Raw genomic sequence first — 23,183 nt, 5'->3', positions numbered from 1 at the left:
GCGCGATCCCGGCGCGGCGATCGCGGGCTGTGCCTGTGCTCAACCTGCTGGCCTGTTAGCTGGTTCATCACGGTCCGATCGCCCGCGGGTTCCGTTCGGCGCGCAGATGTCCATGCCCCGCGACGCATGGCTCACGACCCAGAGTCCAGGTGGCACGCGGCGCAGAATGGGGTACGAGTCGTCGGACTGATCAGCGTCGGCCGATGCAGGAGGCGTCCCTTGAGTGAAACACCGAGCAACGTCGACGCGGCGGCGCGCGCTGCATCGACGCCGGCACCCTCGTCCGCCGCAGCACCCGGGCTCTGGGCGCGTCTCGGCGTTCCACTGCTTGCGGTGATCGCAGCGCTCGCCTTCGTGGCGCTCGCGACCACGCGCTGGAACGCCTGGACCGGCAACGCAACGTCCCAATCGACCAACGATGCCTATGTGCGCGCCGACCTGACGCAGCTCTCGAGCCGCGTGGCCGGGGAGGTGACGAAGGTTGCGGTCAGCGATTTCCAGCAGGTCAAGGCCGGCGACCTGCTGGTCCAGATCGATCCGGCCGACTACGAGGCACAGGTGTCGCAGGCCGAGGCTAATGTCGAAGCGGCGCAGGCGGCGCTCGACAACCTCAGCAACCAGGTCGAGCTGCAATACGCGACCATCGCCCAGGCCGAGGCGCAGCAGGTCTCGGCCGGCGCGGCCGAGGTGCAGGCCAGGCAGGAGGAAGAGCGCCAGCAGTCGCTGTCGCAGAGCGAAGCGGGTACCAAGCAGCGGCTGGAACAAGCCACCGCCGCCTATGCCAAGGCGCAGGCCGACGTGCGCGCGAGCCGCGCGGTGATCGCCGCGCAGCGTCATCAGCTCGAGGTGCTCACCGGCACCAAGAAGCAGCGCGGCGCCGATCTCGCCGGCGCCAAGGCCGCGCTCGCCGCCGCGCGGCTCAAGCTCGGCTACACCAGGATCACCGCGCCGTTCGACGGCGTCGTCGGACAGCGCCAGGTGCAGGTCGGCGACTACGTCAATATCGGCAGCAGCCTGATCGCGGTGGTGCCGCTGCCGCATGTCTTCGTCATCGCCAACTACAAGGAAACGCAGCTCACCCATGTCGCGCCCGGCCAGCCGGTCGAGATCACCGTGGATTCGTTCCCGGGCCAGAGGCTGCATGGCCGCGTCGAGCGGATCGCGCCGGCCTCCGGCTCGCAATTCGCGCTGCTGCCGCCCGACAATGCCACCGGCAACTTCACCAAGGTCGTGCAGCGCATTCCGGTCCGCATCGCCCTCGACGGCGACCAGCCGCTGCTCGCGCGGCTGCTGCCGGGCATGTCGGTCGTGACCCACATCCGCACCACCGGCCAGGCCGATGGCGCCAAGTGAGACCGATCGCGGACCGCTGTCGCGCGGCGGCCAGGCGGCGCATCCGCTGTTTGCCGTCGGCGCCGTCCTGCTCGGCTCGTTCCTGGCGAATTTCGACAGCCGGCTGACCTCGGTCGGCCTGCCCGATCTGCGCGGCGCGTTCTCGCTCGGTTTTGACGAGGGCGCCTGGCTGTCCACCGCGGCGATCGGCTCGCAGATCGTGATCGCGCCGGCCGTGGCGTGGCTCGCGACCGTGTTCGGTCTGCGCCGTGTGCTGGGTATTCCCAGCCTGATCTATGCGGTGCTGTCCCTAATCATTCCGTTCGTGCGCGACTATCCGACCTTGATCGCGCTCGCGATCCTGCACGGCATGCTGCTCGGCACCTTCGTGCCGGCCACGCTCATGATCATCTTCCGCAACCTGCCGATCCGCTGGTGGCTGCCGGCGATCTCGATCTATGCGATCCGGGTCGGCTTCGCGCTGGATACCTCGACCTCGCTGGTCGGCTTCTATGTCGAGCATCTCGGCTGGCAGTGGCTGTACTGGCAGGGCGTCGTGCTGGCGCCGCTGATGGCGCTGATGGTCTATCTCGGCACCCCGGCCGAGCCCGTCAACCGCGCGCTGCTCGAGAACGCCGACTGGGGCGGGATGCTGCTGCTCGGCAGCGCCGTGGCGATGATCTATGCCGGTCTCGACCAGGGCAACCGACTCGACTGGCTGCAATCAGGCACGGTGATGGCGCTGCTGTGCGGTGGCGCCGCGCTGTTCGTCCTGTTCCTCGTCAACGAGGCGCTCGCCCCGCAGCCATGGGCGCATTTCAACGTGCTGTTCTCGCGCAACATCGGGCTGTCGCTGGTCGTGATCCTGCTCTACACGCTGACCAGCCTCTCGAATGCGTCGCTGGTGCCGAACTTCCTCGTCACCATCACGCAGTTGCGGCCGGAGCAGAGCGGCTCGCTGCTGTTGTTCTACGGCGCGCTGCCGATGGTCGTGCTGGTGCCGCTGTCGATCGTCCTGCTTCGCCATCTCGATCCTCGCATCGTCGTCGTGCTCGGTCTCAGTGCCTTCGCGGCGGCCAATCTGCTCGGCACCCAGATCACCCATGCCTGGGCGCGCGAGGATTTCATCGTCATCGTCGTGCTGCAGTCGATCGGACAGGCCCTGACCTTGCTTCCGATCATCATCCTCGCGCTGTCGAATTCCGATCCGGCGCGGGCGACGTCCTTTGCGGCCTATATCCAGGTGATGCGGCTCGGCGGCGCCGAAATCGGCGTCGCCCTGATGGGAACGTGGCTGCGGGTGCGCGAGCAGGTGCATTCGGCCTATCTCGGCCTCAACATCCAGAGCGGCGATCTCGACGTCGCGCGCGCGCTGCAACGACTGACCGGCTATTTCGCCGCGCATGGCGGCGGCCAGGCCAAGGCCCGCGCCGTCGGGACCTTGGCCGCGCAGGTGCAGCGCGAGGCCAACGTGCTCGCTTATCTCGATGCGTTCTGGCTGTGCTTCTGGCTCGCGATCGCCGCGCTCCTGCTGGTCGCCCTGATCACGCGCGCACCGCCGGGCCCGTTCTCGCCGACACCGATCGGTCTGAGGGCGGCGTGGATGCGACGGTTCGGAACGTCGACGACGTGAGCGGGCCCGCCCGCAGCATGCGGGGGCGTCGCGTTCTCTCCAACAACGCCGGCGCGCCTCTGCGCCTTTAACCTTCTGACGAAAGCCGAGCCGCACGATCAGAATCGCCGGCGCTGCATGTTGCGCGCCATCTCCGAGAGCTACGACATCTAGCCGTGAACAGATTTCAAACCGTGCTTCGCAAGCGATTCGGACGCGGTTCGTTCCAGCCGCGTTCCGAACGTTAATGGCGGTGCGATGATCGTCGCATTCTGGGACATCATGCTCGCGATGGTTGCGGCAACTCATCGAGCGGCCATTTCGGACGCTTGATCTTCTTGTAGGGCAACGTCGTGACGTCGCGCGCGACCACGCCGGGCGCATCGACCATGATGATGTCGGCCGCGATCGGCGCAAATGCCGCACGGAAATGCTGGGCGGATTTCACCACGATGAGCTTGCGCGTGGCAGGATCACAGCCGAGCTGCGTGAAGAAGTCGGTGCCGAACGCCTGGCAGCGGAACGTCGTGATCACGACCTCGACGCCATTGCTCCCGATCAACGCGCAATCGCCGAGCTTGGCGGGCGTGCCGGCAAGGCCCGTCATCACCATATTCTTCTTCAGCGCCTTGATCTCCCAGGTCGCATCGACGGGATCACCCGACAGCGGCCCGATCTTGCCGCCGATCCGCAGCGGCAGCTTGGCGCCGACGCCGGCATCGAAGGCGATGCGCACCGCGATCGGATCCCAGAGCGGACCGAGGCAGGCATTGCCGATGTTGCGGTCGAGCAGCCGGCGCAGGATGAACGTGGAATCGCCGGGCGCACCGCCGCCGGGATTGTCGCTGGCATCGCCGAGCACGATGGTGCCGTCCTTCGCCAAGGCCTGGTCGAGCGCAGCATCGACGCCGGGCATGCGTTCGGTCACCGCCTCGCGCATGCCGATCAGCTCGTCCGCGAGCTTGCGCGCCAGCGCCTGCGCCTTGGCGCCATCGGGATCGACGGCGGCATCGCTATAGACCAGCACCTTGGTGCCCATGGACGGCGTGTCGCCCCAGCCGAAGCCGTGAACGATCGAGACCGAGATGATGCCGTCCTTGCCTTCCAGCGCGGTGACGCGGTCGACGAAGCTGCGCACCGGCTCGCGCGTGGTGTGCAGGGTCACGATCATGTCGGTGTCGACCAGCGCCGAGCGCAGCTTGAGCCGCTTCTCGGCGAGCTCGGTGCAATGTTTCACCAGATCCTGGGCCCGCTCGAGAATGTCGGTGTGCGGATATTCCTTCCAGCAGATCAGAAGATTGGCGCTTCTGACCATCAGCTCGCTCATGTGAACGTGGGGGTCGAGCGTCGCGCCGATGACCACATCGGGTCCGACGATGTCGCGGATGCGCGCGAGCAGCTCGCCCTCGCAATCATCATAGCCGTCGGCGATCATCGCGCCGTGCAGGCCGATCAACGCCATGTCGACCGGCAGCGCGGCTTCGAGGTCGGCGAGGATCTGGTCGCGTAGGGTTTCGAACGCGGCGCGGGTGACGAGCCCGTTCGGCACCGCTGCGGCGACCAGCCCCTCGATCAAGGTCCAACCTTTCGATGGCCCGACCTGCCGCGCCGCCCATAGTGGCCCGCCATGCATCTGCATCTTGTCCGGATGCGTTCCGGCCGGGAAGTAGGCGCGCTCGTGGAAGGTCGCGAGCCCCGTCGGCATCGGCGCAAAAGTGTTGGTCTCGGTGGCAAGGGCGGCGGAGAAGACACGCATGGAGGAATTGCTCTTGGTTCGCGCGATGACAATGAGGCGGCCGCAGGGGATCGCATCGCGCCCACGAGCACAAGACTTTGCGACGGCAGAGCACCCGTCGCTCAGCGCATGATGTCGATCAGTTCGCCGCCGCCGGCGCCCTCACCGACTGATCCTCGATCGCCTTGATCGCGACGACGGCGACCTGGGATAATGCCTCGCGGTCGGCGCCTGACGACGCCATCACGCTCATGCCGGTGATCACGGCGGAAACATAGCGCGCGAGCGCAGCGGGGTCGGCGGCTTCAGCCAGATCGCCTTCGCGCTTGGCGCGCTCGAAACGGTGCCGGAGCTGCTCCTCGGTCTGCGCGCGGCGGGCCGCGAGCTCGAACGGCACGTTGGAAGAGCCGGAGCCGCAGGCGAGACCGCCCTGCACCAGCAGGCAGCCGGGCGGATTGGAGGGATCGGTCTGTTTCTCGGCGACGCCCATCAGCATCCGCGCGGTGACCTCGTGGGCGGTCGGCGCGCTCAGCACCTCGTCCATCCAGGCCTCCCGTCGCGCCGTGTAGCGGTCGAGCGCGGCCCTGAGCAGGGCCTCCTTGCTGCCGAACGCGGCATAGAGGCTGGGCGGGTTGATGCCCATGGCGTCGGTGAGCTGGGCGATGGTGGCGCCCTCATAGCCATGGCGCCAAAACACCTCCATCGCCTGGTCCAACGCGGTGTCGCGATCGAAAGTCCGGGGCCGTCCGATGCCCATCTGCAAAACTCCTGTTCCGTCTCCGCCCCGTCTGATTCTTATCTAGTTGTTCTTGAACGCGATTTCTTTGATCTGGCGCAGTTCGCCGAAAGTCGGGCTACTATTTTCGTAGCATCCGTTACATAAGTCTCTTGCGAACGGGTTGCCAGCGCCACATTTGTAGCGAGCACTACAAATCTGGAGCGCGCCAATGCCTTCGTCCGAAATTCGTTCTTCCGGCCGCCTGAAGCGGTGGCTGAGCACCGTCGCCGCCGCCGGCTTGGTGATTGCCGCCGGCTCCTATGCCGGCTCCCAATATTTCCACTTCAGTTCCGCGCCGAATGCGGCCCGCGCCGCGGCCCCCGAACAGGCCGTCCCCGTGACGGTTGCCGTCGTCGAGCCGCGCCAGGCGAGCCTGTGGGACGAGTTCTCCGGCCGGCTTGAAGCCGTCGAGCGGGTCGAGATCCGGCCGCGGGTGGCCGGTGCCATTCTCGGCACCAATTTCACCGAGGGCTCGCTGGTCAAGGCTGGCGACGTCCTGTTCAAGATCGACCCGGCGCCCTACGCCGCCGAGGTCGACCGGGCGCAGGCGCAACTGGAAGCGGCGCGCGCCCGCGCCGCCTTCGCCGCCAACGAACTGGAGCGCGGCGCGCAGCTGGTTGGCAATTCCATCGTGACCAAGCGCGATTACGACCAGCGCGACAACGGCAATCGCGAAGCGATCGCCAACGTCAAGGCCGCCGAAGCGACCTTGCAGACAGCCAAGCTCAATCTCGACTACACGCAGGTGCGCGCGCCGGTCGACGGCCGGGTCGGCCGGATCGAGGTCACGGTCGGCAACCTCGTCGCCGCCGGGTCGGCCTCGCCGGTGCTGACCTCGCTGGTGTCCGTCAACCCGATCTATGCGAGCTTCGACGCCACCGAAGAGCTGGTGTTGCGCGCATTGTCGGCGATTGCCGACGGCTCGGGCAAACGCGGCAATCTCGACCGAATCCCGGTCGAGATGACGACCTCGGGCGGCATCACGGCATCCGGCCATATCCAGTTGATCGACAATCAGGTCAACGGGCAGAGCGGCACGATCCGCGTCCGCGCCGTGTTCAAGAACGAGGACGGCCGGCTGATCCCCGGCCAGTTCGCGCGCGTGCGCATGGGCCAGCCGCAGCAGCAATCGCTGGTGCTGCTCGACGAGCGCGCCATCGGCACCGACCAGGACAAGAAATTCGTGATGGTGGTCGGCGACGACGAGCGCGCTGTCTATCGCCCGGTCAGCCTCGGCGGCAGCGTCGATGGCCTGCGCATCATCTCCGCCGGCCTCAAGCCCGGCGAGCGCGTGGTGGTCAATGGCCTTCAGCGGGTGCGGCCAGGTGCGTTGTTGAAGACGCAGGTGGCCGCGATGGGCGCACGCGATGGAGCGGCGTCTGACAACAAGCGGCTTGCGCAGCGCTGATTTCGATGGACCTAAACCGTCACCACACACGCGATGCCCACCCTCCCCTGGAGGGGGAGGGTCGACGCGCGCACAGCGCGCGGCGGGGTGGGGTGACGGTCTCAGTTGGTGAAAACCTGCTCGCACCTCCTCAGCATCCGTGCGTCGCGGGTTCGTCTCAATTGAGCACCGCACGCGCGGAGGGGCCGCCACCCCACCCCGTCTCGCATGTCGCTGCGCTCATGCGAGCCGACCCTCCCCCTCCAGGGGAGGGCGGGCACCGCGCCAGCCCTTAGACCAAGTCAGATAACGACGACCGACCTCTCCCGACCACGGGGCCTCTCATGAACCTCTCCAAATTCTTCATCGATCGGCCGATCTTCGCAGGCGTGCTGTCGACGCTGATCTTCCTCGGCGGCTTGATCGCGCTGTTCTCCATGCCGATCTCCGAATACCCCGACGTCGTGCCGCCCTCCGTGGTGGTGCGCGCGACCTATCCCGGCGCCAATCCGAAGGTGATCGCCGAGACGGTGGCGACGCCGATCGAGGAGCAGATCAACGGCGTCGAGAACATGCTCTATATGAGCAGCCAGGCGACCACCGACGGCGCGATGACGCTCACGGTCACCTTCAAGCTCGGCACCGATCCGGACAAGGCCACGCAGCTGGTGCAGAACCGCGTGCAGCAGGCCGAGCCGCGGCTGCCCAATGTCGTGCGCCAGCTCGGCGTCATCACCAAGAAGAGCTCGCCCGACCTCACCATGGTCGTGCATCTGATCTCGCCGAACGGCCGCTACGACACGACGTACCTGCGCAACTACGCGGTGCTCAACGTCAAGGACCGGCTGGCGCGCATCGACGGCGTCGGCGACGTGCAGCTGTTCGGTGCCGGCGACTATTCGATGCGGGTCTGGGTCGATCCGCAGAAGGCGGCCGAGCACGGTCTGTCGGCGTCCGACATCGTCAAGGCGATCCAGGCGCAGAACGTCGAGGCCGCGGCCGGCGTCGTCGGGGCATCACCGAGCGTCAAGGGCCTCGATTTGCAGCTCTCGGTCAATGCCGAGGGCCGGCTGTCGAACGAGGACCAGTTCGCCGACATCGTCGTCAAGACCGGCACGCATGGCGAGATCACGCGGCTGCGCGACGTCGCCCGCATCGAGCTCGGCGCCTCCGAATATGGCCTGCGCTCGCTGCTCGACAACAAGCAGGCGGTGGCGATCCCGATCTTCCAGGCGCCCGGCTCCAACGCGCTGCAGATCTCGGACAACGTCCGCGCCACCATGGCCGAGATCAAGAAGACGATGCCGGAGGGCGTCGAGTACCACATCGTCTACGACCCGACCCAGTTCGTGCGCTCCTCGATCGAGGCCGTCGTGCACACGCTGTTCGAGGCCATCGTGCTGGTCGTGATCGTCGTGATCCTCTTCCTGCAGACCTGGCGCGCCTCGATCATCCCGCTGCTGGCGGTGCCCGTCTCGATTGTCGGCACCTTTGCCGTGATGCATCTGTTCGGCTTCTCGATCAACGCGCTCAGCCTGTTCGGCCTGGTGCTCGCGATCGGCATCGTCGTCGACGACGCCATCGTCGTGGTCGAGAACGTCGAGCGCAACATCGAGAGCGGGCTGTCGCCGCGCGACGCCACCTATCAGGCGATGCGCGAGGTGTCGGGACCGATCATCGCGATCGCGCTGGTGCTGGTCGCGGTGTTCGTGCCGCTCGCCTTCATCTCCGGCCTCACGGGGCAGTTCTACAAGCAGTTCGCCCTGACGATCGCGATCTCCACCGTGATCTCGGCGGTGAACTCGCTGACCTTGTCGCCGGCCCTGTCGGCGCTGCTGCTCAAGGGCCACCACGAGCCGAAGGATCGCCTCACCCGCATCCTCGACCAGAGTCTCGGCTGGTTCTTCCGCGGCTTCAACCGCGCCTTCGTCCGCGCCTCCAACAATTACAGCGGCAGCGTGTCCAAGGTGATCACCGGCAAGGCCGCGGTGATGATCCTCTATGTCCTGCTGGTCGGCGCCACCGCCGTGCTGTTCAAGCAGGTGCCGGGCGGCTTCGTGCCGGGCCAGGACAAGCAGTATCTGGTCGGCTTCGCGCGGCTGCCGGACGGCGCCACGCTCGACCGCTCCGAGGAGGTGATCCGCAAGATGAGCGACATCGCGCTGACGCAGCCCGGGATCGAGAGCTCGGTCGCCTTCCCCGGCCTGTCGATCTCCGGCTTCACCAACTCCTCCAATGCCGGCATCGTGTTCTCGACCTTGAAGCCGTTCGACGAGCGTAAGGATCCATCGCTGTCCGGCGGCGCGCTGGCGATGGAGCTCAACAAGAAATATGCGGGCATCCAGGACGCCTTCATCGCGATGTTCCCGCCGCCACCGGTCAACGGCTTGGGCACCATCGGCGGCTTCAAGCTGCAGATCGAGGACCGCGCCGGCCTCGGCTACGAAGCTCTGAACGACGTCACCAAGGCGTTCATGGCCGGCCTGCAGAAGTCGCCGGAGATCGCCGGCGTGTTCTCCAGCTTCCAGGTCAACGTGCCGCAACTGTTCGCCGACATCGACCGCACCAAGGCGCTGCAGCTCGGCGTGCCCGTCACCGAGGTCTTCAACACGCTGCAGATCTACCTCGGCTCGTACTACGTGAACGACTTCAACAAGTTCGGCCGCACCTATTCGGTGCGCGTGCAGGCCGACGCGCCGTTCCGCGCCCGTGCCGACGATATCCGCCAGCTCAAGGTGCGCTCCGCCTCCGGCGACATGGTGCCGCTGTCGGCGCTGCTCAACGTGCGACAGAGCGCAGGTCCCGAACGCGCCATCCGCTACAACGGCTTCCTGTCGTCGGATATCAACGCGGCAGCGGCGCCCGGCTTCTCCTCCGGCCAGGCGCAGGCGGCCGCCGAGCGGGTCGCGGCCGAGGTGCTGCCGCCCGGCTTCGCCTTCGAATGGACCGACCTGACCTACCAGGAGTTCATCGCCGGCAACTCCGGCCTGTGGGTGTTTCCGCTCGCGATCCTGCTGGTGTTCCTGGTGCTGGCCGCGCTGTATGAGAGCCTGACCCTGCCGCTGGCGATCCTGATGATCGTGCCGATGGCCCTGCTGGCGGCGATGTTCGGTGTCTACCTCTCGAAGGGCGACAACAACATCTTCACCCAGATCGGCCTGATCGTGCTCGTCGGCCTCTCCGCCAAGAACGCGATCCTGATCGTCGAATTCGCGCGCGAGCTCGAATTCGCCGGGCGGACGCCGTTGCGCGCCGCGATCGAGGCCAGCCGCCTGCGGCTGCGGCCGATCCTGATGACGTCGATGGCGTTCATCATGGGCGTGCTGCCGCTGGTGCTCTCGACCGGCGCCGGCTCGGAGATGCGGCGCGCGATGGGCGTCGCGGTGTTCTCCGGCATGATCGGCGTCACCGTGTTCGGCCTGTTCCTGACGCCCGTGTTCTACGTGCTGCTGCGGACGCTGACCGGCATGAAGCCCCTCACCCAGCATGGCGGCCACGGCACGGTGGCGGCTCAACCCGCGGAGTAAACAAGAATGTGAACGCGCGTGATGTCGAGCGCCCGGAAACGCGATCGTCTCTTGATTCGTAGAGACAAATGGCAGCCGGCGTCCCGATCACGCTCCACGGATGATCCGATTCACGATCAATTCTACACGACTGTGAAACGGATCACAGACCAGCGCAGCGAGATGGAGGACGCCAACTCCAGCACGTTGCGCCGACCCGGCGGCCTGTCCCGCACCAGGCCGCCGGGTCATTTGACCACACGGAGTTGCAACATGGATTTTTTGAATCATCTTGTCGCCGCCAGACTGATGAAGACAGCAGAGGGTTTTGAACGCATCGGCGCCCACGGTGCATCGCGGCGGCTGCCGGCTCCGACCCGTGCGCGGGCGACGAGCACACCGGCGCTCGGTCTCGTCGTCGACAATTCGGCGGGGAGCGAACCGGTGCCGGCGCTTGCCTGCCCGGACGATCAAGGCTGCAGCGCCGGATTGTAGGACCGCAACGCTCCAAACACGTCCCCGGGGGCGTGACCCCCGCCGGACCAGACCATGCGCCGGCAGCGGACGATCTCAACACGCCCTGCCGCAACGCGGCCGGCGCGGCGCCTAGCGCCAAAATGGCATCATCTCACGATCAAAACTCGCGCTTGCCACGGCTGGGAACAGCCGATAGCTTTTTTGAACCTTTCAAAGCGCGACGGATCATCGAGCATGTTTTCACGGCGGACCAGCCCCACGGGTGTGAAGGTGTCGAACGGGACGCCACGCGCGGCCCTCACCGTCTCGAAGACGGTGCTGGTGGCGGCGGCAGCCATGCTGAGCGTCGCCGCGGCGGCGCAGGCGCGCGATCTCACGGTGGTGTCGTGGGGTGGCAACTATCAGGACGCGCAGCGCAAGATCTACTTCCAGCCGTTCGCCGCCAAGCTCGGCGCCACCGTGCTCGACGAGAGCTGGGACGGCGGCTATGGCGTGCTGCAGGCCAAGGTGAAGGCCGGGGTGCCGAACTGGGATGCGGTGCAGGTCGAGGCCGAGGAGCTCGAGCTCGGCTGCAGCGACGGCATCTATGAGAAGATCGACTGGAGCAAGATCGGCGACAAGAAAGGCTTCATCCCGGCCGGCGTGAGCGATTGCGGCGTCGGCGCCATCGTGTGGTCGACGGGCATGTCCTATGACGGCGACAAGATCAAGGATGGGCCGAAGACCTGGGCGGACTTCTGGGACACGGCGAAGTTTCCGGGCAAGCGCGGCCTGCGCAAGGGCGCCAAATACACGCTCGAATTCGCGCTGATGGCCGACGGCGTGCCAGCCAGCGACGTCTACAAGGTGCTGAAGACCAAGGAGGGCGTCGAGCGCGCCTTCAAGAAGCTCGACGCGCTCAAGGCCGACATCGTGTGGTGGGAGGCCGGCGCGCAGCCGCTGCAGCTCCTGTCATCCGGCCAGGTCGCGATGACCTCGGTCTATAACGGCCGCATCAGCGCCATCAACCGCACCGAGGGCAAGCATTTCGGCTTCGTGTTTCCGGGCAGCATCTACGCTGTCGACAGCTGGGTGGTGCTGAAGGGCTCGCCAAACAAGGACGCCGCGATGAACTTCATCGCGTTTGCGAGCCAGGCCGAGAACCAGGCCAAGCTGCCGGAATACATCGCCTATGGCCTGCCGAACATCGCCGCTGCCAAGCTGGTGCCGGAAAAGTTCGCCGCCGAGCTGCCGACCACGCCGGACAATCTGAAGCAGGCGATCGCGCTCGACGTCGCCTTCTGGACCGACAATTCTGAAGAGCTGTCGAAGCGCTTCAACGCCTGGCTCGCGCGCTGAGGCTCGCCGCTTCAGCAAACCGGGCGCGCGATGATCGTCGTCGCGACGCGCGCCTGCCCTCCTCGTGCATGAGTCCCGGCGAGGTCCGCGCCGAAAGCCTCCGTCATGGATACCCCCTTCATCTCGTTCCGGCATGTGGTCAAGCGCTTCGCTGCGCTGACCGTGGTCGACGATCTCGATCTCGATATCGCGCGCGGTGAGTTCGTCGCCCTGCTCGGGCCCTCCGGCTCCGGCAAGACCACGCTCCTGATGATGCTCGCAGGCTTCGAGCAGCCGACCAGCGGCACGATCGAGGTCGGCGGCGCCAGGGTCGACGGGCTGCCTCCGCACAAGCGCAACATGGGCGTGGTGTTCCAGAACTACGCGCTGTTCCCGCATATGAGCGTGCGCGACAACATCGCCTTTCCGCTCAGGATGCGCGGCACGTCCAAGCCCGAGATCGCGCAGCGCGTCGCCCGCGTGCTCGACATGGTCAAGCTGTCGGCCATGGCCGAGCGCAAACCGGCGCAGCTCTCCGGCGGCCAGCAGCAGCGCGTCGCACTCGCCCGCGCCCTGGTGTTCGAGCCACAGGTGGTGCTGATGGACGAGCCGCTCGGTGCGCTCGACAAGAAGCTGCGCGAGCAGATGCAACTCGACATCCGCGACCTGCACCGCCGGCTCGGCCTCACCATCGTCTTCGTCACCCACGACCAGGACGAGGCGCTGACGATGTCCGACCGCATCGCCGTGTTCAACCACGGCAGGATCGAGCAGATCGGCACGCCGCGCGAGATCTACGAGCTGCCGCGCACGTCATTCGTCGCCGAGTTCATCGGCGAGACCAACCTGCTGGCGTGCAAGCTCGACGAGCACGCGGGCGAGGTGATGCGGCTGACGACAGACTCGGGCCTCACGCTGTCGGCGCATGCCGGCGCCGCCCGCATCGATGGCGGCAAGGTGCAGGTTTCGATCCGTCCCGAGGCCATCCGGATCAACGATCATGCAGCGGCGACCGCGAACCGCCTGACCGCGCGCATCCTGGATGCGGTGTATTTCGGCGATCACATGCGTCTGGTCGCCACGGCCGGCGCGCAGCGGCTGATCATCAAGGGCGATCGTGCCGGTCAGGCCGCGGAGGTCGGCAGCGAGGTCGCGCTGTCGTTCGCGGCGTCGGATGTCTGGGTGGTGGGATCATGCGACCAGACCTCCGCCAACGGTTGACGGCAGTTCTGCTGCTGGCGCCGCTTCTGGCGTTCATGCTGTCGTTCTTCGTCGTGCCGCTGGTGACGATGATGAAGTCTGCTGTATCCGATCCAGTCGCGACCGAGTCCCTGCCCCGCACCCACAAGGCGCTGGCGCGCTGGGACCGCACGAGCGTGCCTCCTGCAACCGCACAGGCCGCGTTCATCGACGACATCCGCAAGCTGACCAATGACGAGCAGTTCGGCGATCTCGTTCGCCGCCTCAACAGCGCGCAGTCCGGATTCCGCAGCCTGCTCGGCAAGACCCGCCGCGCGCTCGACGGCACCGGCGCGGTCGACCTCGCCGCAATCGACTCGCGTTGGAGCGAGACCTCCTATTGGACGACCATCGCCGAGGCCGTCGCCTCGCCCTGGACCGACAAGAACCTGCTCGCTGCTGTCGACCTCGAGCGCAACGCCGCCGGCAATATCGCTGCGATGCCGGAGGGCGCCTCGGCCAACCGCCTGATCATGATCCGGACCTTCGTGACCTCGGCGCTGGTGACGCTGGCCTGCATCCTCATCGGCCTGCCGTTCGCGATGGTGGCCGCCTCGGTCGACGGCTGGCGCCGGCAGATCCTGCTCGGCGCGGTGCTGCTGCCGCTGTGGACCTCCCTCCTGGTACGCACCGCGGCCTGGTATGTCGTGCTGCAGGACAACGGCCTGATCAACGCCACCTTGAAGGGGCTCGGCCTGACGTCAGCGCCGGTGCCGCTGATGTTCAACCGGCTCGGCGTCGTCATCGCCATGACGCATGTGCTGCTGCCGTTCATGGTGCTGCCGATCTTCAGCGTGCTGATCGCGATCCCGCGCAATCTGATGCCGGCGGCGGCCTCGCTCGGCGCGCATCCGCTGCGCGCCTTCGTCCACGTCCTGCTGCCGCTGTCGATGCGCGGCGTCGTCTCCGGCGCCCTGCTCGTGTTCATGGCCGCGCTCGGCTACTACATCACGCCGGCGCTGATCGGCGGCGCCAACGATCAGATGATCAGCTCGGTGATCGCCTACTACGCCACGGGAGCCGCGAACTGGGGCATGGCCGGCGCGCTCGGCCTCGTCCTGCTCGCGATGACGATCCTGCTCTACGCCGTCTACATCCGGCTGACCTCGACCGAGGAGCAGCGCGCATGAAATGGCTGCCGCTCGTCAAGCTGCTGTTCGCGATCGCCGTCATCGTGTTCCTGCTCGGGCCGTTGATCGCGGTGCTGCCGCTATCGCTGACCGACAGCGTGTTCCTGAACTATCCCATTCCCGGCTATTCGACGCGCTGGTTTCGCGAGCTGGTCACCGCCGACTCCTGGCGGCTGTCGATCGTCAACAGCCTGCTGATCGGCGCGGGGACCACAGCCCTTGCAACGTTGCTCGGCACGCTCGCCGCGCTCGGCCTGCGCGGCAAGCCCGCCTCGCTGCTGTTCGCGACGCTTCGCACCGTGTTCCTGCTGCCGATGGTCGTGCCGGCGGTGGTGCTCGGCGTCGGCATGCAGCTGATGTTCTCGCGCTACGGGCTCACCAACACCTATCTCGGCGTCATCATCGCGCACACCGTCGTCGCCGTGCCGTTCGTGCTGGTCAACGTCTCCTCGGCCTTGCAGGGCGTCGATATCCAGCTCGAGCGGGCCGCCGCGAGCCTCGGCGCTTCGCCCGCCGTGGTGCTGCGCTCGGTGACGTTTCCCATCGCGCTGCCCGGCATGATCTCCGGCGCATTGTTCGCTTTCGCGACGTCGCTGGACGAGGTGGTGCTGACGCTGTTCGTCGCCGGCCCCAATCAGCGCACCCTGGCGCGGCAGATGTTCGCCACCATCCGCGAGAACATCAGTCCGGCGATCGTCTCGGCGGCGGCCGTGTTCATCGTCGGGACGATCGTGCTGTCGCTCGCGATGCTCGCGCTCCGGCGGCGGATGACGTGAGGGAAGGCACCGGTCCGTAGGGCGGATGAGCGCAGCGTAATCCGCCGCCCCGTGCGCGAACAGCCGCTATGCGCACAACAGCCGGAATAGCGGATTACGCTGCGCTCATCCGCCCTACGGCTGCCCTACCCCGCCTTCACGTATTTCCGCCAATTGTGCGCTTCCTTGAACCCGAGCACCTCGCGCGTCTTGCGGTTCGACAGCGGCGCCTCGTCGTCACCCATCTCGCGGGTCACCGGCACATTCGGGCAATAGCGGCGCAGCAGCTCGCGCGTCGGAACGGTGGCCGTGACGGTGTCGTTGACCGCGTTGAAGACCTGGAAGCCGAGCCCGTCCTTCTCGATCGCCAGATGCACGATCTCGCCGAGGTCGCGGGCGTCGATATAGGACCACGCATTGCGCTTGCGCGACGGCGGGTCGGCGAGGAAGCGCGGGAACATGTCGTACTCATGCGGCTCGATGACGTTGCCGATGCGCAAGCAGTAGATGTCGATGCCATAGCGCATCGCAAAGGCGCGCGCGGTCTTCTCGTTCACGACCTTGGACAACCCGTAGGAATCCATCGGGTCGGTGTCGTAGTCCTCCTCGAGCGGAAAGCTCCTGAAGTCCTTGTCGCCTTCCGCAAAGCAGACGCCATAGGTGGTCTCGCTGGAGGCGACGATGATCTTGCGGACGCCGAGCTTCGCTGCGGCCTCGATGACGTTGTAGGTGCTGATGGTGTTGGCGCGAAAGGTCTCGTTGTCGGGCTCGATCAGCACCCGCGGAATCGCGGCGAAATGCACGACGGCATCCGGCGCCTGCGGCGGCCGGCCGGCGTTGAAGCCTGCAAAGCCGAAATGCGTGGTCAGCGCGTTGAAGGCCTGGCCGCTGTCCGTCAGATCGGCGATCAGCGTGCCGATGCCGGGGTGATCGAACGGCTTGAGGTCGACGTTGAGCAGCTTATAGCCCTTGCTCTGCAGATGCGGCAGCACATGCCTGCCCGCCTTGCCGGTCCCCCCGGTGAACACCACGCGCTTGGCTGTCATTGAGCTCGTCATCCCCTGTGAGTGCGTGATCGCTTCTAGCAGTTTCCAGCGAAGCTGCTCCACAGGGAACTTGCAGCGTCGCGCGGGACGCGGCCTGCTCTCAATGCCGCGTGGAAGCCTATTGCCGCACTGCGTTGATAGCTCCGCCTCCCGACGGGTGACGTCAGGCCAACCGCCCGCGGTCCAGCCTGCGCGTCATTCTGCCGATCCGAAATCGCCTCCCATCGCGACACGGCAATCTCTGGATGCGTCGCCGGCACATCACCCGATCGCGATGCAAACGACGATCATTCGCAGAATTTTTTCGGCGCTGAGTAGCCAAGTTTCCCATTTTCGGATAGGTAATATAGTGCGGTCACAATGTATTGGGACGGCAGGTTCGTCCCTGAAGGGATATTGTCATGAGATTGTCGTCGAGTGTCGTCGCGTCCTCGGCTGCCGCCGTGCTGGCAACCGTCCTGCTGTGCGGTCCTGCCGCATCGCAAATCACACCAGGCTCCGCCCCCTCGCTTCCGGGCGTAACCGTCGACGCACCGAAGCAGGCGACAAAGCTCCAGAGGTCGAAGACCACGGCCGACACCGGGATCTCGCGCCGCACGCGGTCGACGGCGTCGTCGACGGCGCGCGCGCCGTCAGTTGCGTCGGACTCCGTGGAAGCCAGGATCGCCAAGCTGGAGAGAGCCGCCAGCAGCTGCAACGGCGGCTGCGAGACCAGCTTCAAGTCGGGCAATGCGCCTTGGGTCGGATGCAGCTTGTCCGGTCAGGAATTTTCGCATTTCGATACGACCTGCTCCGACACCCTCAGGTACAAGCACTACGCGGACTGTGCGGAGACCAAGGCGTTCCTGGGCTGGGATCGCAACAAGGTCTGGCTGCATTGCAGCAGCCTGCTGGCCGGCGGCAAGTTTCAGGTCGCCGAGATCAAGCGGTTGAAGCGCGCCCAGTAGTTTGATGGCTTCACCTCTCGGCCTCATCTGAGGTCAGCTCCTGTGAGGTGACGTCTGGCGGCCTGCGCTTGCGGCAGGCCGCATTGTTTGCAGGCCGGCTGGCATGTCGGCCTGTGAAGGCCCGTAGGCCGAGGAGTCGAGCACGCGCATGCGGCGAAGCGCTCGCCCAAGGGCGCCGCTTTCACGCGAAGATTTTTTCACGCGAGGACGATGGAAAGCCGGTCCATGAGCCCTGCTGCAACGATCCGGCGCCTGCGGGCCGACGATGCGGCATGCTTCAAGGCCCTTCGTCTGGAGGCGCTGACGATCAGCCCGGAATCGATGGGCAGCACCTTCGAGCTGGAGAACGGGCTTGGCGTCGAATGGTTCGCCAGGCGGCTTGAGGACACCCACACCCTCGGCGCCTTTCGAGACTGCGAGCTTGTCGGCACGCTGGGCTTCGTCGTCCAGCAGGGGCCGAAGCACGCCCATAAGGGCCGGCTGTTCGGCATGTACGTTAAGCCAGCCTTTCGACGGAGCGGGCTCGCGCGCCTGTTGGCGAATGCCATCCTGGATGTCGCGCGCGAGCAGGTCGAGATCGTTCAGCTGATCGTCGTCCAGGACAATGTGCCGGCGCGACGGCTCTACGAAAGCATCGGCTTCGTGGAATTTGGCCTGGAGCTGAAAGCCGCGAAGGACGGCGGCCGATACTACGACGAGGCGCACATGGCGCTCGACTTCAGTCGTGCGGCTGACAGCACCTGACAACCGAGCTGCTGGGATCGGTCGGTTCTCCCATTCAAGGCGATGGCGGCATGGGCCGCAGTCACGAGCTGATGAGATGCGCGCAGCACAGGGGAGCCCGACATCACGATCACCTTCGGACGCCACCGGCCGCTGATCCAGACCCCCTGGGACGAAGCGGCCGTTCGGGTCGCGATCGACGACATTGCAGCCGACACGATCGCCCAGTTCGATCCCGACAATTTCTGGCCGGCCCATCCCAGCGACGACGGGACGGCAGACGGTGACCCCAGCTTCTACAAGGGCGCGGCGGGGGTGATCTGGGGGGCTGGACTACTTGCTCCGTATCGGTGCGACAGGCCGTGCGAAGGACTTCCGCCCCGTGCTGTCGAGGCTAATGGAGCGGACGGTCATCGATCACGCAGCCAACTCGCCTGCCGACTACGAGAAACACGGCTCGCTGCTCCGTGGCGAGGTGGGGGCCGCCCTTCTCGCCATGCGGCTCACGCCACTGTCGAGCCTCGCCGACCTCATTCATTGGCACGCCGAGAAGAACGACGAACTGCCGATCCGGGCAGCTGATGATTTCGTTCCTTTGCACTTGCTCGCTTCGAGACGCCTGACGGCGGGGCTGCCGGCAGAGATTGCGACGCGTTTTGATATTGCTTTGGCTCTTGGCAAGGCGCAATCTGATGACACTGGATGGCCGACTTTTCGTTGGCCTCACGATTTCACCAAAACATTCTTTTCTGGCCCCTTCAATCTCATTCGAAAAGGGAGAATTGTCGTGAGACTTGCGATTTTTGTTGTCGTGGCCCTGTTGGGATCTTCGGGCGCGGCTTTCAGTGAGGCGAGCGATTGCAATATCGAAGCTTTCAAGGCGATGCGCATCGAGGATTCTTCCCTTGCAGTCATGCTCGCCCAGCTCAAGTTGATCAATGAGGCGAACTATGAAGAGGCAAAGAAGTCTGCCTCCGCAATCATCCCCGAATATTTCGCTGGAGATTTCAAGAGCTTCGCGGCAAAGCGCGCCAGCATGTACCAAGAGACGCGGTTCAACTATAGCGTTGACGAAGCGAAGCATCTGGTGACGTCGGGCGTCGATGAAAATGGCCTTGCCGCCTACACGGCCTGCCTTCAGTCGAGATCGCCCCTGACCGCTGTGGTGACCAAGAGCCCCAGCCAGCAGATCGTCAGCTTACGAATCCGCTTCGAGCCTAAGAGCGCGATCCCGAACCCCAATCCCCTCATCATTCAGGTCATTGGCGGAGAGTCGTTTGGCGTTGTCGGCGACCAGAAAGACAAGATCGTCGAGGCTAGCGTCGGTCCCGGAGAGCGGATCTACGTCTTCAAGCGAGTACCAAACTCGGAATTTGTCGCCGTCGTACAGATGCCGTCGCTCAGTCTCGCTGCAAATGACGTTTCGTTACCTCCACCACCGGTCTTGAAGGAGATCGTGCAGACAAAAGGCATATCGGTCAACGGCGGACCTATGCATCTCGATCATCCTACAGGCGCGCCGGTCGGCAAATCAGCAGGCCCGGTGCAAACATGCGCTGCGGCGGACGCAGGTTGGGAGCTGATACCCGATACCGCTGCTCTTTCCTTTTCCGAAACACGTCCGGGGTGCTTTACCGGAAAGAGCGCGGTCGCCGACGAAAGCAAGGTCTGCTTCAACGTGACGCTCAGCATCAACGCGGGTGACTCCTGCGACGTCAATTGGACCGTCTCCACCAAACAGCGTCGCACCGTGAAGGTGTTTCAATAAGCGTGCGGCTCCGGATCTCGCAAGAAGGCGGTTGGATGGCGATCAAGCACTGAGCGACCGTCCCACCGTCGGCTTGGCGCTTGGCACGGCGCTCATTGCCGCGGCAGGAGCGACCGTCCTGCGCCACTGCGATGTCCAGCATTTGCCGCCGATCGGCGGTTTCGTCGTCCTGCTCGGGCTTGCCGCCGCCGCGCTTGAGGAGACCGGGCGGCCTTCGTACAGCCGGGACTTCCGCGTCCAATGCCGGTCAGCATCTGTGCCGAGATGAACCTTCTGCCTGCTGCCTTGACCTACTCAAGGGCGGGAGGAGATCGAGGTCGCGATGACGGCTCTGACCAAGGCATTTCATAAGGCATTTTCCGAAGCATCCGACAGTCCGAAACACGAACTGCTCAAACAGCTTCTTCTGCTCTGTGCCGCCATATTGCTGGTGTCGGCGATGGCGCTGACCTACGGGACGGATCTGAGCCACGGCTTTTTCTGATCGGTCTTTTCTTGCTCCGCGTCGGTGAACAGCAGCAAACATGGGCATACCCATGTTTGCCGCGGGCATGAGCGGAACGCCTGGCCTATCGCGCCTCGACGAGTGCCGCGAGCTTCGCGAGCGCCATCCGCCAGCCGGCCTCGTTGTCGGCGGGCGATACGCCGCGGGGCAGTCCATCATGCGTGGCAAGGAGTTTGGTCCCGCCATCCGCATCGGCGAGCGTGATCGTGATCGTCATCTCGCCGCGTAGCGCCGGATCCGTGGTCTCGAACTCGTCCACTTCGACAACCTGCTCATTCGGGACGAGCTTCACAAAGCGACCGCGATACGTATCCGTGTGCGCCGTCGTCTTGCCGGTCCCGGTCGGCACGTCATAGGTAAGCGAAATCCGCAACGCGCCGCCTTCACGGGCGTCGAACGCATGCACGTCGCAGGTCATCCCGTCCGGCACCTTCCATCTTGCGATCGCGCGCGGATCGAGCAGCGCTCGATAGACCGCCGGCCGAGGCGCGTTGATGTAGCGGCTTATCGAAAGGGTCTCGTGCATGTTCATTCCCCGCGGACCTTGGGCATCGTCTCGAGCCATCATCCGATAGGACCGATGGTGTACCGACGGCAGGCTTTTGGATAGGCTGGTTGCCAATCATGCGCCCCGCGGCCTGCCTGCTTGACGCGACCGACGGACAGCACCCGAGAGCCCGACACGATGATCACCCTGGGACGACATCGGCCGCTGGTCCAGACTCCCTGGGACGAAGCGACTGCCCTGGCCGCGATCGAAGACATCGCGGCAGATGCGATCGCCCAATTCGATCCCGATCATTTCTGGCCGGCCCACCCCAGCGACGACGGGACCGCCGACGGCGATCCCAGCTTCTACAAGGGCGCCGCGGGTGTGATCTGGGCCCTCGACTACCTGCATCGTGTCGGCGCAACCCGAGCGACCAAGGATTTCCGTCCCGTGCTGCCGAGGCTGATGGAGCGGACGGTCATGGACCACGCGGTCAATTCGCCGGCCGACTACGAGAAACATGGCTCGCTGCTCCGGGGCGAGATGGGTGCGGCCCTGCTCGCCATGCGGCTCGAGCCGATGTCAAGCCTCGCCGACCTTGTCCATTGGCACGCCGAGAACAACAACGAACTGCCGATCCGGGAGCTCATGTGGGGTCTGCCGGGGTCGATGGTCGCGGCGGTCCACATGGCGGGGATGACCGGGGAAGCGCGCTGGCGCCGCCTGTTCGAGGTGCAGGCGGCACGGCTGTTGGCCGAGCTGGAGGACACACCGCAGGGCCCGCTCTGGACCCAGGATCTATATGGCGCCAAGGACCGCTTTCTCGGACCCGTTCATGGCTTTGCCGGCAACGTCATCCCGCTGTTGCTCGGATGGGACTGGCTGACGGCGGCCCAGCGGGCTCATGTGGCCGCCTTCGTCCCGAAGGCGCTCGCGGCCAACGCATGGCGCTATGACATCGGAACCACATGGGGACCGCGAAGCAAGCGTGAGAAGCGGCTGTTCCTCTGTCAGCACTGTCATGGTGCCCCGGGCATGGTCACGACCTTTGCCGACGCGCCGTTCGCGACGCCGGACTTCGACGCGCTGCTGCTGGACGGCGGACGCTTCACCTGGGCCGCCGGACCACTGACCAAGGGCTCGAACCTCTGCCACGGCACCGGCGGAAACGGCTACGCCTTCCTCAAGCTCTATCGCCGCACCCACGACCCGGTCTGGCTCGACCGCGCGCGCCAGTTCGCGATGACCGCCATCGTGCAGGTTCGCGGCGGCCAGATGGTCGCCGGCCGCGGACGCTATTCGTTATGGACCGGCGACGTCGGCCTCGCCGCCTACCTCTGGGATTGCATCACCGGAGAGCCACGGTTTCCGACGATCGACGTGTTCTGAAGCAAGTTGGGGACTGCTATCAATGTCTGTTTCGAGCAAGGAAGAGACAAGCACGATATCATGATGTAGGTCTTCCTGATGTTCAGCTTTCGTGTGAACGAGACCTTCGCCCTTGAAAGTCGCCGGTTGTTTGTTATGGCTGGCGAGATGGCAGGTGGGCAGATTCAGGCCGGCATGATCGTCAGCGTGTCGCTAAACTCTTCGCTATCTATCTCTGCCCCCATTCACAGCATCGAATTTGCCCGTAGAACCGGTGGGCGAGACGATGTCTGCCTCTGCATTGCCTATGAAGACTCTGATGAACTCGAAATATGGAAGGGACTTGATCTCAAAAACGAGATGGTAAAAGTCGTACCTGCGGCACACTCCGTCTAACCCTCTTGCTGGAGGTCGTTTGCATGACAACGGCGACCTTCCAATAGAGTGCGCCAAGTGCTTTCGTCCGGTTCAGATCGGGGAGCCGGTCTTGTCGGCATTGGTGCGCGGTCGTCTCTTTGCCCCTCATCCGCATCCAGATCGCCTACGCCAGAAAAACTCGTTTTGACTGCGGCCTCAAACACATGTCTCTGTCCAGTCTCCCGAGCATGAAGATTCTTGTTTCTTTTTTCCAGAATTCATGCTTCTATCTGCCCGTCCCGTCTCACAAGAGGGGCGCTTCGCGGTCGTCACGAACGTCGAGGCGGGATGCGGTGGGCGTGTCGATGTTGCAGCGTGGCTGAGCCGCGCCGACGAACGACGTCGATGCGCACGGTCAAGTCGCGTGGTCCTGGCATCCCGACGCTGATGCCCAGCGCAATGTGCGCAAGCACGTTGTGCGATACGGTGGCCAGAAAGCCCGGCGCACCGGGGAGATCGCGAAGCAGCCGTCAAAACCATCGCGCGGGGAATGCCGGGTGGTGGATTCAATTGGTCGTCGCAACACTCGATGAGGAGGTTGCGATGGGCATTCGAAAGAAACGGTCAACGCGGGGCAAGCTGGGATCATTGGGGCGCCCACCAGTTGCGGGGCGTGCGGAACAGCAGAAATTTTGGCGTGGGATTGCCGCT

Annotated in this window: 20 protein-coding genes; 15 read left to right on the top strand and 5 right to left on the bottom strand. The window is 65.2% G+C overall.

Annotated features, from left to right (window positions below):
- Positions 1-219 precede the first annotated feature (219 nt).
- A complete protein-coding gene (locus ACQR1E_RS15865) occupies positions 220-1,353 on the top strand; it encodes an HlyD family secretion protein (RefSeq protein WP_434897268.1) in 1,134 nt (377 codons plus the stop codon).
- Positions 1,340-2,965: an MFS transporter gene (locus tag ACQR1E_RS15860; RefSeq protein ID WP_315825426.1), complete on the top strand. Its 1,626-nt coding sequence runs from the start codon at positions 1,340-1,342 to the stop codon at positions 2,963-2,965. The genes ACQR1E_RS15865 and ACQR1E_RS15860 overlap by 14 nt, the downstream gene beginning before the upstream one ends.
- A 259-nt stretch (positions 2,966-3,224) precedes the next feature.
- Here the strand turns inward: ACQR1E_RS15860 and ACQR1E_RS15855 are convergent, their stop codons facing one another.
- Both ACQR1E_RS15855 and ACQR1E_RS15850 read right to left on the bottom strand, forming a co-directional pair.
- Positions 3,225-4,700 carry a M81 family metallopeptidase gene (locus tag ACQR1E_RS15855; protein ID WP_434897267.1) on the bottom strand — a complete coding sequence of 492 codons (1,476 nt, stop codon included), beginning with the start codon at positions 4,698-4,700 and terminating at the stop codon, positions 3,225-3,227.
- 118 nt (positions 4,701-4,818) lie between these two features.
- Positions 4,819-5,436 carry a TetR/AcrR family transcriptional regulator gene (locus ACQR1E_RS15850; protein ID WP_315716607.1) on the bottom strand — a complete coding sequence of 206 codons (618 nt, stop codon included), beginning with the start codon at positions 5,434-5,436 and terminating at the stop codon, positions 4,819-4,821.
- Positions 5,437-5,626: 190 nt separating this feature from the next.
- Between ACQR1E_RS15850 and ACQR1E_RS15845 the strand changes: the two genes are divergently transcribed.
- The 7 genes from ACQR1E_RS15845 (at position 5,627) to ACQR1E_RS15815 (ending at position 15,289) form a co-directional block, all read left to right on the top strand.
- Positions 5,627-6,865: an efflux RND transporter periplasmic adaptor subunit gene (locus ACQR1E_RS15845; protein ID WP_315716606.1), complete on the top strand. Its 1,239-nt coding sequence runs from the start codon at positions 5,627-5,629 to the stop codon at positions 6,863-6,865.
- 323 nt (positions 6,866-7,188) lie between these two features.
- Positions 7,189-10,371, top strand: coding sequence for an efflux RND transporter permease subunit (locus ACQR1E_RS15840; protein ID WP_434897266.1), 3,183 nt, complete (start codon positions 7,189-7,191; stop codon positions 10,369-10,371).
- Positions 10,372-10,392: 21 nt separating this feature from the next.
- Positions 10,393-10,845, top strand: a complete 453-nt coding sequence (locus ACQR1E_RS15835; RefSeq protein WP_316168069.1) for a hypothetical protein — start codon at positions 10,393-10,395, stop codon at positions 10,843-10,845.
- A 318-nt stretch (positions 10,846-11,163) separates the two neighbouring features.
- A complete protein-coding gene (locus ACQR1E_RS15830) occupies positions 11,164-12,165 on the top strand; it encodes an ABC transporter substrate-binding protein (protein WP_434843240.1) in 1,002 nt (333 codons plus the stop codon).
- Positions 12,166-12,270: 105 nt separating this feature from the next.
- A complete protein-coding gene (locus tag ACQR1E_RS15825; protein ID WP_316184247.1) occupies positions 12,271-13,365 on the top strand; it encodes an ABC transporter ATP-binding protein in 1,095 nt (364 codons plus the stop codon).
- A 35-nt stretch (positions 13,366-13,400) separates the two neighbouring features.
- Positions 13,401-14,513: an ABC transporter permease gene (locus tag ACQR1E_RS15820; protein WP_434843241.1), complete on the top strand. Its 1,113-nt coding sequence runs from the start codon at positions 13,401-13,403 to the stop codon at positions 14,511-14,513.
- Positions 14,510-15,289, top strand: a complete 780-nt coding sequence (locus ACQR1E_RS15815) for an ABC transporter permease (RefSeq protein ID WP_315753338.1) — start codon at positions 14,510-14,512, stop codon at positions 15,287-15,289. Before ACQR1E_RS15820 ends, ACQR1E_RS15815 begins: the two co-directional genes overlap by 4 nt.
- Before the next feature lie 125 nt (positions 15,290-15,414).
- Here the strand turns inward: ACQR1E_RS15815 and ACQR1E_RS15810 are convergent, their stop codons facing one another.
- Entirely contained in the window at positions 15,415-16,314 is a 900-nt protein-coding gene (locus ACQR1E_RS15810) for an NAD-dependent epimerase/dehydratase family protein (RefSeq protein ID WP_434897265.1), read from the bottom strand.
- Positions 16,315-16,669: 355 nt separating this feature from the next.
- Positions 16,670-17,035, bottom strand: a complete 366-nt coding sequence (locus ACQR1E_RS15805; RefSeq protein ID WP_315825431.1) for a hypothetical protein — start codon at positions 17,033-17,035, stop codon at positions 16,670-16,672.
- Positions 17,036-17,066: 31 nt separating this feature from the next.
- Between ACQR1E_RS15805 and ACQR1E_RS15800 the strand changes: the two genes are divergently transcribed.
- The 4 genes from ACQR1E_RS15800 to ACQR1E_RS15785 all read left to right on the top strand — a co-directional run bounded on the left by ACQR1E_RS15800 (position 17,067) and on the right by ACQR1E_RS15785 (position 20,236).
- Positions 17,067-17,261 carry a hypothetical protein gene (locus tag ACQR1E_RS15800; RefSeq protein ID WP_315716598.1) on the top strand — a complete coding sequence of 65 codons (195 nt, stop codon included), beginning with the start codon at positions 17,067-17,069 and terminating at the stop codon, positions 17,259-17,261.
- A 225-nt stretch (positions 17,262-17,486) separates the two neighbouring features.
- Positions 17,487-18,005: a GNAT family N-acetyltransferase gene (locus tag ACQR1E_RS15795; RefSeq protein WP_434897264.1), complete on the top strand. Its 519-nt coding sequence runs from the start codon at positions 17,487-17,489 to the stop codon at positions 18,003-18,005.
- Between the two features lie 376 nt (positions 18,006-18,381).
- On the top strand, positions 18,382-19,752 hold the full coding sequence (locus tag ACQR1E_RS15790; RefSeq protein WP_316168074.1) for a hypothetical protein: 1,371 nt from the start codon (positions 18,382-18,384) through the stop codon (positions 19,750-19,752).
- Positions 19,753-20,074: 322 nt separating this feature from the next.
- Complete coding sequence (locus ACQR1E_RS15785) at positions 20,075-20,236, top strand: hypothetical protein (protein WP_434897263.1); 162 nt, start codon at positions 20,075-20,077, stop codon at positions 20,234-20,236.
- A gap of 85 nt (positions 20,237-20,321) precedes the next feature.
- On the opposite strand, the gene ACQR1E_RS15780 is transcribed toward ACQR1E_RS15785, so the two are convergent.
- Positions 20,322-20,783 (bottom strand): SRPBCC family protein, encoded by a 462-nt coding sequence (locus tag ACQR1E_RS15780; RefSeq protein ID WP_434897262.1) that lies wholly within the window; start codon positions 20,781-20,783, stop codon positions 20,322-20,324.
- 159 nt (positions 20,784-20,942) lie between these two features.
- Here ACQR1E_RS15780 and ACQR1E_RS15775 point away from each other — a divergent pair, with 159 nt between their 5' ends.
- Positions 20,943-22,136: a lanthionine synthetase C family protein gene (locus tag ACQR1E_RS15775; RefSeq protein ID WP_434897261.1), complete on the top strand. Its 1,194-nt coding sequence runs from the start codon at positions 20,943-20,945 to the stop codon at positions 22,134-22,136.
- A gap of 78 nt (positions 22,137-22,214) precedes the next feature.
- Positions 22,215-22,511 carry a hypothetical protein gene (locus tag ACQR1E_RS15770; RefSeq protein WP_434897260.1) on the top strand — a complete coding sequence of 99 codons (297 nt, stop codon included), beginning with the start codon at positions 22,215-22,217 and terminating at the stop codon, positions 22,509-22,511.
- The last annotated feature ends 672 nt before the right edge of the window (positions 22,512-23,183 follow it).

The sequence above is a fragment of the Bradyrhizobium sp. HKCCYLRH1030 genome (assembly GCF_051168395.1).
Taxonomy (GTDB): Bacteria; Pseudomonadota; Alphaproteobacteria; order Rhizobiales; family Xanthobacteraceae; genus Bradyrhizobium.
Note: the sequence above shows the minus strand (reverse complement) of the source record. Positions and strands in the feature narration are given on the sequence as shown.

Coding starts and splice junctions, on each gene's coding strand:
- ACQR1E_RS15860 (WP_315825426.1), top strand. CDS start 1,340: ATGGCGCCAAGTGAGACCGATCGCGGACCGCTGTCGCGCGGCGGCCAG.
- ACQR1E_RS15855 (WP_434897267.1), bottom strand. CDS start 4,700: ATGCGTGTCTTCTCCGCCGCCCTTGCCACCGAGACCAACACTTTTGCG.
- ACQR1E_RS15850 (WP_315716607.1), bottom strand. CDS start 5,436: ATGGGCATCGGACGGCCCCGGACTTTCGATCGCGACACCGCGTTGGAC.
- ACQR1E_RS15845 (WP_315716606.1), top strand. CDS start 5,627: ATGCCTTCGTCCGAAATTCGTTCTTCCGGCCGCCTGAAGCGGTGGCTG.
- ACQR1E_RS15840 (WP_434897266.1), top strand. CDS start 7,189: ATGAACCTCTCCAAATTCTTCATCGATCGGCCGATCTTCGCAGGCGTG.
- ACQR1E_RS15835 (WP_316168069.1), top strand. CDS start 10,393: ATGTCGAGCGCCCGGAAACGCGATCGTCTCTTGATTCGTAGAGACAAA.
- ACQR1E_RS15830 (WP_434843240.1), top strand. CDS start 11,164: ATGCTGAGCGTCGCCGCGGCGGCGCAGGCGCGCGATCTCACGGTGGTG.
- ACQR1E_RS15825 (WP_316184247.1), top strand. CDS start 12,271: ATGGATACCCCCTTCATCTCGTTCCGGCATGTGGTCAAGCGCTTCGCT.
- ACQR1E_RS15820 (WP_434843241.1), top strand. CDS start 13,401: ATGCTGTCGTTCTTCGTCGTGCCGCTGGTGACGATGATGAAGTCTGCT.
- ACQR1E_RS15815 (WP_315753338.1), top strand. CDS start 14,510: ATGAAATGGCTGCCGCTCGTCAAGCTGCTGTTCGCGATCGCCGTCATC.
- ACQR1E_RS15810 (WP_434897265.1), bottom strand. CDS start 16,314: ATGACAGCCAAGCGCGTGGTGTTCACCGGGGGGACCGGCAAGGCGGGC.
- ACQR1E_RS15795 (WP_434897264.1), top strand. CDS start 17,487: ATGAGCCCTGCTGCAACGATCCGGCGCCTGCGGGCCGACGATGCGGCA.
- ACQR1E_RS15790 (WP_316168074.1), top strand. CDS start 18,382: ATGGAGCGGACGGTCATCGATCACGCAGCCAACTCGCCTGCCGACTAC.
- ACQR1E_RS15785 (WP_434897263.1), top strand. CDS start 20,075: ATGACGGCTCTGACCAAGGCATTTCATAAGGCATTTTCCGAAGCATCC.
- ACQR1E_RS15780 (WP_434897262.1), bottom strand. CDS start 20,783: ATGCACGAGACCCTTTCGATAAGCCGCTACATCAACGCGCCTCGGCCG.
- ACQR1E_RS15775 (WP_434897261.1), top strand. CDS start 20,943: ATGATCACCCTGGGACGACATCGGCCGCTGGTCCAGACTCCCTGGGAC.
- ACQR1E_RS15770 (WP_434897260.1), top strand. CDS start 22,215: ATGTTCAGCTTTCGTGTGAACGAGACCTTCGCCCTTGAAAGTCGCCGG.